Origin of the sequence: Thioclava electrotropha (genome assembly GCF_002085925.2) — a bacterium.
In the GTDB taxonomy this organism is placed as follows: Bacteria; Pseudomonadota; Alphaproteobacteria; order Rhodobacterales; family Rhodobacteraceae; genus Thioclava; species Thioclava electrotropha.
The window spans coordinates 3,600,022-3,612,523 of the sequence record NZ_CP053562.1; the positions used below are offsets into that span (position 1 = coordinate 3,600,022).

The following is a 12,502-nucleotide window of genomic DNA, read 5'->3' on the forward strand; positions in this document are numbered from 1 at the left end:
GGTCGTCCCCTGCGCGGTTGCCCCTGAGCATTTGACCGCGCGCCACTGACGGAGAGCCTGAATGGAAGGACCCGCAGAGCAGGACAAGGACCGGTTCGCCATGCCCGGCGGACCGCAATCGCCTGCCGGTCGTCCACGCCTCAAGACGCGATATCCCGGCGCGCCGGAATGGATCGCGCTGGGGCTGAGCCTCCTGTGGGTCTTCATGGTCGTGGCCTTCTGGTTCTTCGCCCCGGGGATCGCGCGCGCCGCATCGCTGTTCGCCACCGTCAGCCTCGTCGTCGGGATGGCAGTGCCGATCGTGATGATCTGGGTCGCCGCCGTAACGGCCCGCGCAACTCGCGAGATGCGCGCCGAGACCGCCGCTCTCAAGCAATCCATCGAGGCGATGCGCACGGCCTGGCTCAATCAGCAGGCGCTGCGCACCGATCAGAATGTCGAGAAGAAGCTCGACGAGATCGCCGCCGTCGCCCGGCAGGCCGAGACCACCATCGCGACCTTTGCGTCGCGCCGCGATGTGCAGGCGAGCCAACCCTCGGCCGATCGTAAGGCGGCGCTGGTGGCCCCGCCCCCGCCACGGCCCGATGACAGCGAACCGATGCTGGCGCTCGGCACCCCTGCCGAGGAATTGCGCGCGCCGCTCTCGGTCGCCGATTTCGTCCGCGCGCTGAACTTCCCGGATTCGCCCGACGATACCGAAGGCTTCCGCGCGCTGCGCCGTGCGCTCGAAGACCGTTCGACGGCGAAGCTGCTGCGCTCGGCGCAGGATGTGCTGAACCTGCTCGCGCAGGACGGCATCTATATGGACGACCTCAAGCCCGACCGCGCCCGGCCCGAGCTGTGGCGTCGCTTCGCACAAGGCGAGCGTGGGCGCGAGATCACCAGCCTCGGCGGCATCCGCGACCGCTCGTCTCTGGCGCTCAGCGCGGGCCGGATGCGCGGCGACACGATCTTCCGCGACGTGGCGCATCATTTCCTGCGCCAGTTCGACCGCACCTTCGCAGAATTCGAGAAGAATGCGTCGGATCAGGACATCGCCGAGATGGCCGAGACCCGCACCGCGCGCGCCTTCATGCTGCTGGGGCGCGTCACCGGCAGTTTTGACTAAGAGGGCCAGCCCCCTCGGGCTTCGCCCTCACCCCCGGGATATTTTTGCCAATACGAATGGGCGCGGCGGAGGCAGAGCCTTCACAGCGCGCGGCGCATCAGTTGCACCGAACGGAAATCGAAGACGAGCCGCGTCAGCCGTGACGTGCGCCGCCCCGTGACCTCGAAGCCCAGCCGCTGATACAGGGCGCGTGCGCGCAGGTTCTCGTCGATCACGTCGAGGCAGAGCGCTTGATAGCCGCGCCTGCGCGCCTCATGGGACAGCGCCTCGATCAGCGCGCGCCCGATGCCCGCCCCGCGCAGCTCGGGCCGCACCGCGATCCCGTCGACCATCATCCCGCCCGCGGGCAGATCATGCGCCAGAAGATGCAGGCAGGCGCCACGCCAGAGCCCGCCGCTGCGCCCGTAATGGCTGCGCAGATCGGACCAGCTTCCGCCGACGAAGGAGCCGCGATGGGTGCGAAACCCGACCACCCCGACGAGCGTGCCGTTGCCGTCGAGCGCCGAGAGCGCGTGGCTGGGGTCGATCACGTCGGCGATGAAGCCCAGGGCGCGCGGCTCTGGCCCCATCACCCGCCCGAGCTTGCCGCCGAAGGCCTGCCAGTAGAGCCCCGCCGCAGCCGTGCGATGCTCGCGTGCGAGCCCGTGCCGGATCGACACCTGAGTCACCGTGTCGCCTCCGCCAGATGCGCGGCCGCCGCTGCGAGATCTTCCGGCGTGTTGAGATTGGTGAACGGGTCGGGGCTGCCCTCGAATTCCACCGGCGCCGCGTCCGGGAAAGCCGCGCGCAAGCGCCGCTCGCCCGAGGCGAACAGCTCTGCGATGCGCGCGCGGTCGTCGACCGGGCATAGCGCCACGCTCGGATGGTCACGGCCACCCGAAGCAGCATAGGCCGCAGCGCCAGCGCCGCTTAGCCGCGCGACCAGATCATGGGGCAGGAAGGGCGTATCGACAGGCACGCATAGCAGCCGCTCCGCGCCCTGCTCCGCCGCCCAGTCGAGCGCGCTCAGGAGCCCCGCCAGAGGCCCCTCGCCGCGCCGCTGGGGCGGATCGGGCAGCACAGGGATCGGGGCGAATCGCAGCGCGGCGCCATTGGCCGAGATCGCGAGCCTGGCCACCTGCGGGCCGATCCGCGCCGCGACATGGGCAAACAGCGGACGTCCGGCGAGCATCACCGTCGCCTTGTCGACGCCGCCCATGCGCCGCCCCTGCCCGCCCGCAAGGATCACCGCGACCACACGCAGCCCGACATCTTCGCCAGCGGTCAAGATGATTGCCTCCAATACAATCGCGCGCTTTGCCTTTGCCCGCATCCTTCCCTATCTGTCCCGCAACTGAGAACGGGAGACAAGCATCATGTCGGACATGACCGCGAACGGGACGACCCCGAAAGGCGCGATCCGAGCCGCCTATTGGCGCGGATTTCGGCATGGCCTGCCGTTCCTTCTGGTAATCATGCCCTTCGGGCTGTTGTTCGGGGTGGCGGCGACCAGTGCGGGGCTCGATCTGGCGCAGGTCATGGGCTTCTCGGTGATGGTCATCGCGGGCGCTGCGCAATTCACAGCGCTGCAGCTGATGGGCGATCACGCGCCGGTCCTGCTGATCCTCGCGGCCTCGCTTGCTGTCAACCTGCGCATGGCCATGTATTCGGCGGCGCTGACGCCGCATTTCGGCAAGGCGAAGACATGGCAGAAGGCGCTGGTGGCCTATTTCATGGTCGATCAGTCCTATGCGATGGCGGCGAACGAATACGAGGCCGAGCCGGAAATGAGCCGCGCCGAGAAGCTGGCCTATTACGCGGGCGTCTGCACGCCGATCTGCCCGAACTGGTATGTGGCGACGCTGCTCGGCGCGCTGGTGGGCGCGAAAATCCCGCCGGAATTCGCGCTCGATTTCGCGGTACCGATCACCTTCCTCGCGATGATCGGGCCGGCGCTGCGCACGCTCGCCCATGTCGCGGCGGCGGCGGTCTCGGTCGTCGGCGCGCTGGCGCTGAGCTTCCTGCCCTCGGGTGTGGGGCTGATGATCGCCGCGGTCGCCGCGATGGTGACGGGCGCGCAGGTCGAGCTTTGGGTCGCGCGTAGAAAGGCGGTGCGGGAATGAACGGCTATTCGGACGCCCTGATCTGGGGAATCATCATTGCGCTGGGGATCGGCACGTTCTTCCTGCGCTTCTCTTTCATGGGCTTTCTCGGCGACCGGCAATTGCCGGAATGGGCCTTGCGCTACCTGCGCTATACGCCGGTCGCGGTTCTGCCGGGGCTGGTGGCGCCGCTGGTGCTGTGGCCTGCGGCCACGGGCGGTGAGACCGACCCTGCACGGATGATCGCAGCCTTCGCAACGCTGGGGGTGGGGATCGCGACGCGCAACACGCTGTGGGCGATTCTCAGCGGGCTCGCCGCGCTTTACCTGTCGCTGTGGCTGGTGGGGTGAGCCGCGTCTCGGAGGGCTTCCAGTGGAGCCACCGAAGCGGCGAACGCGGATTGCGCAAGCAATGCGCCGGGGAAACCCGCTAACTCCGTCTTGAGCCTCCAGAGGGCGGCGCCCGACCTCGGGTGGGCGCTTTGCAGCGCTCGGTGGCTGGGTGCTTTATCTCGCAAGCCCGAAAGACGCACGTGCCTGCACTGACACCGCCAATGCGCCCTCCCCGGAGGGAGGTCGGGTGCGGCCCGGGCCGCTTCGCGGCTGATCCGGGCAGCGAGTTTCCAATACAAAAAGAAAAAGGCCGTGCCCGGAGGCACGGCATTCTAACCGTCAAGGTCAGGCGATCTTACTTGATCTTGCCTTCCTTGTATTCGACGTGCTTGCGCACGACCGGATCGTATTTGTTCACGGTCATTTTTTCGGTCATGGTGCGGGCGTTCTTCTTGGTCACATAGAAGTGCCCGGTGCCCGCCGTCGAGTTCAGACGGATCTTGATCGTCGTCGGCTTCGCCATTGTTTATCTCCTAGCTCCGGGCATCGAAAAAACTACGCACCCGCGGAATCCTTGAAGCCCGCCTTTTAGCGATGCGCGATGCGGAGTCAACCGGCAAACCGGGCCGCAGGCTGAAAATTCTTCGCCCACGGCTCATAAAGCGGTGACGCCCTTTTCCGCTCAGATCAGCGGCTTGCCCATCGTCTCGTGAATCTGGGCGACTTTCTCCGTCTCGAGGCCCAGCGCCGCGGCGAGATTCGCCAGATATTGCTTCTCTGCCTCGGTATCGACGGTGATCGGCAGAAGCGCAGACGAATAGACCTGCGACTTCATGTGGTCCGAGGTGGCGTTGGCCAGAGCGGTGATGTCGATCGGGCGGTCGAGCTCGGATTTCACGAAGGCGATCTCTTCGTCGGAGGCGTCGGACAGGTGATCGAGGATGGTCTGGCGCTCGGTCTCGTCGATCTCGCCATCGGCCTTCGAGGCCTGGATCATCGCGCGGATCATCAGCTTGGCCTGATCTTCCATCATCGCGTTGACCGGCGTGCCGGAAGTCACAGCGCCAAGCATCTCCGAGATATTGCCCGCGCCCGTTTTCGCAGCGCCAGTCATGGCTCCGATCAGCGCGCCAAGCCCTGCCTCGGTCGCCGCCGTCGCGGAGGCTGCCTGAGAGCCGAACTGGCCGAAGAGACCGCGCACAGTCTCCTTGCCGCCGGGCATGCCCATCTTCTCGGCCCATTCACCCATCTGGTCGCCCATACCGCCGGGCTCGCCGGCCTTGCCGAGCGCGTCCTTCATACCGTCGAGACCGCCCATCTTGTTGAAACGCTCCACGCCCTTGGCGGCGGCGAAGCCCACCGCGAGCGTGGCCAATGTCTTCACGAAGCTCATATCATTCCCCCGAAATGCGGATTCCTGTTGAGACAGCTTCGCGCGCAGGGGCGCGCTTGGCTAGAAAAAACTCACGCGATTTACAGCTTGGCAACCACGTCGGCGAGCATCTGGCGCACCTGGCTCGCGACTTCGGTGAGGTCGTCATTCTCGACCGCGAGCATCGAGGCCACGGGATCGACGGCGCTGACCTCGATCCCGTCCTCCACCTCGCGCAGCACCACGTTACAGGGCAGCATCGCCCCGATCCGCGGCGCGACGCCGATCGCCTCATAGGCAAGCTTGGGGTTGCAGGCGCCGAGGATCTTGTAGCGCGGCATGTCCTTGTCGAGCTTGGCCTTCATCGTGGCGGACACGTTGATCTCGGTCAGCACGCCGAAGCCCGCCTCGGCCAAAGCCTCGCGCACTTTCGCCTCGACCTCGTCGAATGCCCCGGTCATCACCTTGTCGATCGTATAGCCCATGGCAATCTCTCTCCCCTAGTTGGTCTTGGCTGTTCGCGCCTTTGCGTCGAGCGTGGCCAATTCGATGCGAAACGCAAGTCACGATCATGGAGAGGCCTGTGCTTCACTGCGCGCTCACTGTGCCGCAGTGGCGGGAACCCGTGCGGGCGGGGGCTAGTTCCTTGCTCTCGTTCTTGAAGCGTAAGAAGAATTTGCGCGGACGGCCTGTAAGCCGGATTTTGTCCCGGGGGCTTGCACCCCCATGGATGACCATTCCTCTCGCCCTGCGATTGCTCACAGGGTCCAGCTGCCAACCCGGATCGCTCGGGGCGAAGCTCCCCTGCCGTCACCGCAAGCGGCGCAGCACGCGATCCCTATTCGGCGTTGCTCCCGGTGGGGCTTGCCGTGCCGGTCCTGTTACCAGTCCCGCGGTGGGCTCTTACCCCACCGTTTCACCCTGACCCCGGCCGAAACCGAGGCGGTCTGTTTTCTGTGGCGCTTTCCGTCGGGTTTCCCCGCCCGGGCGTTACCCGGCACCGTTGCTTCATGGAGTCCGGACTTTCCTCGGGCCCCCGGCTACCCGCATTCACGGGGCTACGGGAACTCGCGGCCATCCAGCCATCCGCGCAAGGCAGCAGATAGACACTCGCCCCCGCGCGGTCAATCGCCCCCGCGCACGCATGTTCCGTCGCCAAGAAACGCCGTCCCCGCATCACGAGGCCGTGAAATTTCGGGAGCAGTCCGTGCAACCACTTGCTTTTCAGGTGCGGCACGTTGACGCTGGTCGTCCATGAAGTGAAAGGGAGATCACGATGGTAAAGGGAGGACTCCGCCTCGGGCTTGCGCTCGCGGCGATGGTTTGGGCATTGCCCGCTATGGCGAATGAGAAAATCGCCATTCAGGTCAACAGCGCCGATCCACAAGTGATGAACATGGCGCTGAACAACGCGCTCAACATGATCAAATATTACAAAGACAAAGGCGAAGAGGTCCAGATCGAAATGGTCACCTACGGGCCGGGTCTCAACATGCTGCGCGCCGACACCTCGCCGGTGAAAGCCCGCGTCGAGGAAATGGCGATGCTGGGTCAGCCGATCCACTTCCGCGCCTGCGCCAATACGCTCGCGGCGATGACCAAGAAGCTCGGGAAGGAGCCTCCGATGGTCGAAGAGGCGGAAATCGTCCCCTCCGGCGCGGCCTATCTCGTCGATCTGCAACGCGACGGCTACGCCTATCTGCGGCCCTGACGAACGTCCGCGCGGGTGGCCCCTCGCTTTCCGCGCGCTCCGATTTGAATTGCGACCCATCTCGCCCCGCTCGGCTTTCCGCGCGGGGCGGCTTACGTTACAGGCAGGGCTGTTTGATTGACCCCCCGGCAGGATCGGCTATCCTCTTGACAAACAAGAGCAGAAACGGGCCCGCATGACCGCCCTCTCCGAATATGAACGCCTCGAGGCGATCGGTATATGGCGTCCCGATGCGGACGCGCAGCGCCGCGAGGTGATCCTCTCGCTGGGCGACGCGACGCTTGTGCTGTCGGAGGCGCGCTCCGGCACGGCGCTCGCGCATTGGTCGCTGCCTGCCATGCATCGCCGCAATCCCGGCAAACGCCCCGCGATCTTCGCCCCCTCCGAGGAGCCGGGCGAAGAGCTCGAGATCGAAGACGAGACGATGATCGCCGCGATCGAGAAGGTCCATGCGATGATCGAGGCAAAGCGCCCGCATCCGGGGCGGCTGCGCGGTGTGCTCATCGGGGCGGTGCTGCTGGCAGTCGGCGCCGTGGCGCTGTTCTGGTTGCCCTCGGCGCTGGTCGATCATGCCGCGCGCGTCGCCCCCCAGGCCAAACGCGTCGAGATCGGCCGCAAGCTGCTCTCCGAGATGGTGAAAATGACCGGCTCGGCCTGTCACAGCCCCGGCGGCGATCGCGCCCTCTCCGCGCTGGCGGAACGGCTGCCCGGACAATCGGTCATCGCGGTCCTGCCGCAGGCGCTCGAAGGCGCGCGACTGCTGCCGGGCGGGATGACCGTGGTTGGCCGCGACACGATCGACGGGCCCGACACGCCCGAGGTCGTCGCGGGCTACATCATCGCCGCGCAGAACAGCGCCGCCGGAGGGCGCCCGTTGCATCGGATGCTCGACCGCCTCGGCCCCGCGGCAGCGCTGCGGCTGCTGACGACGGGCGACCTGCCCGAGAGCGGGCTTGCCGAATATGCGCAGGACCTGCTGCAGCACCCCCCGGCGCGGGCCGATGGCGACACGCTGCTGCGCGCCTTCCGCGATGCCGGGGTCAGCGCGACGCCCTATGCCTACGCGCTCGACCCGACCGGAGAGTCGGTGCTGGGCCTGATCGAGGCCGACCCGTTCAAGGGCCAGCCTGCGCCGAAGCCGGTTCTGGAAGATGCGCAATGGGTGGCGCTGCAGGACATCTGCTCGGCGCAATGAAAAACGGCCCCGAAGGGCCGTTTGATCTCTCCCGAAATTTCACGCCGCGTCAGCGCACGAGCGCATCCGGGAAGCCCGCCCGACGGGCGCGGCTCAACGCCGAGTTCAGCTTCGCGGTATCGTAGAACGGCCCGGCATAGACCACCGTCAGCTTCTGCGTCTTGGAGGTCGCGACCGGAAGGCCCAGCGCCTGCAGACGCTTCGTCGCGGCGGCGACATTCGCGACATTTCCGAAGCTGCCGACCTGCACATATTGCTTGCCGTTCGAACCGACCGGGGCGACCGATTTGCTCGACACGGTGACGGTCGGCACCACCACGACCCGGGGCTTCGGCACCGGCGGATGAGAGCCCTCGACATAGACCTGATCCGGCGTCGCGGTGGGGCGAAGCTGCATCGGCGTCTCTTCGGTCCAGCGCGCGCGCATCTGTGCGTTGCCGTGGACGGTGCGCGGGCCGCGATAGGGGTTAAGCCGCCCATCGTCGAACGCAGTCGTCCAGCCGTTCTCCGGCTTGGGCGCGCGGGTCACAACCGGGGCAAGCCCACCGACGCTCACGCTGTGAGACAAGCGCGACGGATCGCGCGGCACAGGTGGAGAGGTCGGGGTCGGCGAATAGGGCGAGCGCATCGCGGCAGTGGCGCGGGCCGCAGGGTTCGCAGCCACGGTTACCGACGCAACCGGCACGGTGGGCGCCAGGCTGGGCGTATGGCCGCAGACGATGCCGCGGTCGCTATTCATCTGCGGCACCCAGCGCACGGCCCCGCCATAATCCGCGCGCACGAACACGCAGCCCTGACTGTCGACATATTGCGGATCGGTATAGCTCGCCGGGGGCATTTCGGCAGGCGCATATTGCTGCGCCCGCGACTCCGATGCGAAGCCTCCCAGCCCCAGCGTGAGAATCGCGCCCAGACCAGCCGCCGCCCCTGCTTTCAGTCGCATATCCACCCCCTGATGTTTCCAAGGGGAGGATAGACGGGTTTGCCTTTGAGTAAAGGGTGTTGGCCTTACTTCGTGCCGAACATCCGGTCGCCCGCATCGCCCAGACCCGGCACGATATAGGCGTGATCGTCGAGCCTCTCATCAAGCGCTGCGGTCACGATCGGCACATCCGGATGCGCCTCTTTCATGCGCGCGACACCCTCGGGGGCGGCCAACAGGCACATGAAGCGGATGTTCTTCGCGCCCTTTTCCTTGATCAGGTCGATTGCCGCGACCGAGGAATTGCCGGTGGCCAGCATCGGATCGACCACGATGGTCAGACGATCTTCGAGCTCGCTCGGCAGCTTGCAATAGTATTCGACCGGCTTCAGCGTCTCGGGGTCGCGGTAGAGGCCGACGAAGCCCACGCGCGCCGCCGGGATCAGCTCCAGCACGCCATCCAGCAGCCCGTTGCCCGCCCGAAGGATCGAGACCAGCGCGAGTTTCTTGCCTGCGAGGATCGGCGCGTCCATCTCCTGAAGCGGCGTCTCGATATTCTTCGAGGTCAGTTCCAGCTCCGAGGTGATCTCATAGGCCAGCAGCAGGCTGATCTCGCGCAGCAGACGACGGAAGGACGCGGTCGAGGTGTCCTTCTCGCGCATCAGGGTCAGTTTGTGCTGCACCAGCGGGTGTTTGACGACGGTCAGATGGTCACTCATTGGGTTGTCCCTCACAGAAAGCTTTTGCCCGGCCCTTGCGCCGGAATGTTCAGATGCGTGGCGAGCGAGGCCGCTAAGTCGACATACCCCACATTGCCCACGCTGCGCGACCCGATACCGGGGCCCGCGCCCAGAACCGGCACGCGTTCGCGGGTGTGATCGGTGCCGCGCCAGCTTGGATCGTTGCCGTGATCGGCGGTGAAGATCGCCAGATCGCCCGGTTGCAGGCGGTCGAGGAATTTGGCCGCCACCGTGTCGAACCATTCCAGCGCGCGGGCATAGCCCGAGATGTCGCGGCGATGGCCGTAGAGGCTGTCGAATTCCACGAAATTGGCGAAGGTAAGCGAGCCCTCCCCGGCCTCGTTTGCCAGCCGGATCAGATGATCGGCCAGATCGGCATCGCCCTTGCCCTTGTGCAGATGGGTGATGCCACGATGCGAGAAGATATCCCCGATCTTGCCGATCGCATGGGTCACGCGGCCCGCATCATAAGCCCAGTCCAGAAGCGTCGGAGACGGCGCCGGGATCGCGTAATCGCGGCGGTTCGGCGTGCGGGTGAACTGCCCGTTCTCGCCGATGAACGGTCGCGCGATCACACGCCCCACCTTCATCGCATGGAGCGTCGGCGCGAGCCCCTCGCAGAGCTTCAAAAGGCGGTCGAGGCCGAAATGCTCTTCATGGGCGGCGATCTGGAATACGCTGTCGGCGGAGGTGTAGCAGATCGGCCAGCCGGTGCGGATGTGCTCGTCGCCCAGTTCTTCGATGATATTGGTGCCCGAGGCATGGCAATTGCCCAGAATGCCCTCGGTCCCCGCGATCTCGCAGGCTTTCGCGACGATTTTGGGCGGGAAGCTGTTCTTCTGATCGGGGAAGTAATGCCATTCCCACGGCACAGGCACACCGGCCAGTTCCCAGTGCCCCGAGGGCGTGTCCTTGCCGGGAGAGATTTCGGTGGCCGCACCCCAGAGCCCGGCAGGGTCAGCCATCAGCCCCGGCGCGTCCTCACCCGAGGCGAGCTTCACGCCCGCGCCCAGACCAAGCCCTGCCAGTGTGGGCATATTCAGCGGACCCGAACGGCCTTCCTCAGCGCGCCCTTCCGCACAGGCCTGCGCGATATGGCCGACGGTATTCGCGCCCGTATCCGGCGCGCCGTCGTTGAAGAAGCGATCCGCATCGGGCGCACCGCCGATCCCGACGCTGTCCATCACGATCAGAAAGGCGCGGCTCATTGCACATCCTCCGGGCCGATCCGTTCGTGGATCAGGGGCGGCTCTTCGGGGGCCTCGTCGCTCAGCTCGATCGCGGCCAGAAGGGCGGCTTCGGCGGCATCGGCGTCGCGGTCATTCGCGGCATGGATCGTCACCAGCGGCTCGCCCGCGGCCATGTCCTCGCCCAGCGCCACGATCTCCCACAGACCGACCGAGGGGTTGATCTTGTCGGTGCCGACGAGACGCCCGCCGCCCAGATGCACCACCGCCTCGCCCACCGCGCGGGTGTCGATGCGGCTGACGAAGCCCGCACGCGGGGCCTCCACCGCCCGGATCACCGGGGCCGATGGCAGACGGTCGGGGAAGCGTTCGACGAAATCGCTCGGGCCACCCAATGCCGCGACCATCTTGCCGAAGACCTCGACCGCGCGTCCGTTGCTGAGCACCTCGTCGATCCGCGCCGTGCCCTCGACCGCGTCCTTGGCCAACCCCGCGAGCACCAACGCCTCGCCGCCCAGCGCCGCGGTCACGTCCCACAGCGCCTCGTTCACGCCGGTGCCGGTCAGCGTCTCCATCACTTCGATCACTTCCAGCGCATTGCCCGCCGAATGGCCCAGCGGCTGATCCATGTCGGTGATCAACGCCGAGGTCTTGCAGCCCGCGCCATTCGCCGTGGCGACAAGGCTCTGCGCCAGCGCCTTCGCATCCTCGGGCCGCGCCATGAACGCGCCCGAGCCGACCTTCACATCGAGGATTAAGCCTTCCAGCCCGGCGGCCAGCTTTTTCGACAGGATGGAGGCGGTGATCAGGTCGATGCTCTCGACCGTGCCCGAGATGTCGCGGATTCCGTAGAGCCGCTTGTCGGCGGGGGCGATTTCGCCCGTGGCGCCGACGATGGCGCAACCGACCTCGCCCACGACCTTGCGCAAAGCGCCGATGCCGGGCGTCGCGTCATAGCCGGGGATCGCTTCCATCTTGTCGAGCGTGCCGCCGGTATGGCCCAGACCCCGCCCCGAAATCATCGGAACGTAGCAGCCACAGGCCGCCAGCGCGGGAGCAAGCAGCAGCGAGACGGAATCCCCCACCCCACCAGTCGAATGCTTGTCGATCACCGGGCCGGGCATGTCCCAGCGCAGAACCTCGCCGGAATTGCGCATCGCTTGCGTCAGCGCGACGCGCCCCTCGGTGCCGATGCCTTTCAGCAGAACGGCCATCGCAAAGGCCCCCGCCTGCGCATCCGAGACCGAGCCATCGGCAAGACCGCACGCGAACCATTGGGCTTGATCTGCGCTCAGGCTTTTGCCGTCGCGCACCGATTGGATAATGCTGCGGGCGTCCATCAGGTGTTTTCCATATGGCTCATGTCGAAGCGACCGGGCAGCAGATCGCCCACCGTCGTGTCGAGCCGCTCGCCCTCGGTCGTGGCCAGCGTCACCGGCGTGTCGTGGCGCGCGAATTCCGCCAGCTTCTGACGGCAGCCGCCACAGGGCGGCACGGGCGTCGGGCTGTCGGCGATCACGGCGACCTCGGTGATCTCGGTCTCGCCGGCTGCGACCATCGCGGCGATCGCGCCAGCCTCGGCACAGGTGCCTTCGGGATAGGCCACGTTCTCGACATTCACGCCGCTATAGATGGTGCCGGACGCCCCGCGCACCGCCGCACCGACCTTGAATTTCGAATAGGGCGCATAGGCGTTTTCGCGCACCTGACGGGCAGAATCGAGCAACGACATCGGCGGTCTCCGGGCCATGGCCGGAGCGTAAAATTTGTCCAGCCGGTTGAGTTCTCCCGATCCTGCGCCGCGCCTGCGTCGGATGCAAGCGCTCACCTCGCGCCACCCCACCGCCTCGCGTG

15 protein-coding genes and 1 other RNA gene are annotated in these 12,502 nt (G+C 66.5%); 5 read left to right on the plus strand and 11 right to left on the minus strand.

Annotated features, from left to right (window positions below):
* Positions 1-61: 61 nt before the first annotated feature.
* On the plus strand, positions 62-1,108 hold the full coding sequence (locus AKL02_RS17050) for a hypothetical protein (protein ID WP_232621654.1): 1,047 nt from the start codon (positions 62-64) through the stop codon (positions 1,106-1,108).
* Positions 1,109-1,188: 80 nt separating this feature from the next.
* Here AKL02_RS17050 and AKL02_RS17055 read toward each other — a convergent pair whose 3' ends face one another.
* Together AKL02_RS17055 and mobA are read right to left on the minus strand one after the other, a co-directional pair.
* Positions 1,189-1,776 (minus strand): GNAT family N-acetyltransferase, encoded by a 588-nt coding sequence (locus tag AKL02_RS17055; protein ID WP_232621655.1) that lies wholly within the window; start codon positions 1,774-1,776, stop codon positions 1,189-1,191.
* A complete protein-coding gene (gene mobA / locus AKL02_RS17060) occupies positions 1,773-2,351 on the minus strand; it encodes a molybdenum cofactor guanylyltransferase MobA (RefSeq protein WP_083078581.1) in 579 nt (192 codons plus the stop codon). Before mobA ends, AKL02_RS17055 begins: the two co-directional genes overlap by 4 nt.
* A gap of 112 nt (positions 2,352-2,463) precedes the next feature.
* Here mobA and AKL02_RS17065 point away from each other — a divergent pair, with 112 nt between their 5' ends.
* Both AKL02_RS17065 and AKL02_RS17070 read left to right on the plus strand, forming a co-directional pair.
* Positions 2,464-3,210: an AzlC family ABC transporter permease gene (locus tag AKL02_RS17065; RefSeq protein ID WP_408648101.1), complete on the plus strand. Its 747-nt coding sequence runs from the start codon at positions 2,464-2,466 to the stop codon at positions 3,208-3,210.
* Positions 3,207-3,539, plus strand: a complete 333-nt coding sequence (locus AKL02_RS17070) for a branched-chain amino acid transport AzlD family protein (RefSeq protein WP_078548989.1) — start codon at positions 3,207-3,209, stop codon at positions 3,537-3,539. The genes AKL02_RS17065 and AKL02_RS17070 overlap by 4 nt, the downstream gene beginning before the upstream one ends.
* Before the next feature lie 337 nt (positions 3,540-3,876).
* Here AKL02_RS17070 and rpmG read toward each other — a convergent pair whose 3' ends face one another.
* From rpmG to rnpB, 4 genes are all read right to left on the minus strand, one after another.
* Positions 3,877-4,044 carry a 50S ribosomal protein L33 gene (gene rpmG / locus AKL02_RS17075; protein ID WP_011750518.1) on the minus strand — a complete coding sequence of 56 codons (168 nt, stop codon included), beginning with the start codon at positions 4,042-4,044 and terminating at the stop codon, positions 3,877-3,879.
* Between the two features lie 159 nt (positions 4,045-4,203).
* Positions 4,204-4,914: a tellurite resistance TerB family protein gene (locus AKL02_RS17080; protein ID WP_083078367.1), complete on the minus strand. Its 711-nt coding sequence runs from the start codon at positions 4,912-4,914 to the stop codon at positions 4,204-4,206.
* Between the two features lie 80 nt (positions 4,915-4,994).
* Positions 4,995-5,378: a DUF302 domain-containing protein gene (locus AKL02_RS17085; protein WP_078522514.1), complete on the minus strand. Its 384-nt coding sequence runs from the start codon at positions 5,376-5,378 to the stop codon at positions 4,995-4,997.
* A gap of 191 nt (positions 5,379-5,569) precedes the next feature.
* An RNA gene (gene rnpB, locus AKL02_RS17090) (RNase P RNA component class A) lies at positions 5,570-5,983 on the minus strand.
* Positions 5,984-6,169: 186 nt separating this feature from the next.
* Here rnpB and AKL02_RS17095 point away from each other — a divergent pair.
* Both AKL02_RS17095 and AKL02_RS17100 read left to right on the plus strand, forming a co-directional pair.
* Positions 6,170-6,604: a DsrE family protein gene (locus tag AKL02_RS17095; protein WP_078542219.1), complete on the plus strand. Its 435-nt coding sequence runs from the start codon at positions 6,170-6,172 to the stop codon at positions 6,602-6,604.
* Between the two features lie 175 nt (positions 6,605-6,779).
* A complete protein-coding gene (locus tag AKL02_RS17100; protein ID WP_083078366.1) occupies positions 6,780-7,799 on the plus strand; it encodes a hypothetical protein in 1,020 nt (339 codons plus the stop codon).
* A gap of 49 nt (positions 7,800-7,848) precedes the next feature.
* On the opposite strand, the gene AKL02_RS17105 is transcribed toward AKL02_RS17100, so the two are convergent.
* From AKL02_RS17105 to AKL02_RS17125, 5 genes are all read right to left on the minus strand, one after another.
* A complete protein-coding gene (locus AKL02_RS17105) occupies positions 7,849-8,742 on the minus strand; it encodes an SPOR domain-containing protein (protein ID WP_083078365.1) in 894 nt (297 codons plus the stop codon).
* 65 nt (positions 8,743-8,807) lie between these two features.
* Positions 8,808-9,440, minus strand: coding sequence for a uracil phosphoribosyltransferase (gene upp, locus AKL02_RS17110; RefSeq protein ID WP_078522510.1), 633 nt, complete (start codon positions 9,438-9,440; stop codon positions 8,808-8,810).
* A gap of 11 nt (positions 9,441-9,451) precedes the next feature.
* Positions 9,452-10,669: a phosphopentomutase gene (locus AKL02_RS17115; protein ID WP_083078364.1), complete on the minus strand. Its 1,218-nt coding sequence runs from the start codon at positions 10,667-10,669 to the stop codon at positions 9,452-9,454.
* Complete coding sequence (locus tag AKL02_RS17120) at positions 10,666-11,988, minus strand: thymidine phosphorylase (RefSeq protein ID WP_083078363.1); 1,323 nt, start codon at positions 11,986-11,988, stop codon at positions 10,666-10,668. The genes AKL02_RS17115 and AKL02_RS17120 overlap by 4 nt, the downstream gene beginning before the upstream one ends.
* Positions 11,988-12,380, minus strand: coding sequence for a cytidine deaminase (locus AKL02_RS17125; protein WP_075773944.1), 393 nt, complete (start codon positions 12,378-12,380; stop codon positions 11,988-11,990). Before AKL02_RS17125 ends, AKL02_RS17120 begins: the two co-directional genes overlap by 1 nt.
* Between the last annotated feature and the right edge of the window lie 122 nt (positions 12,381-12,502).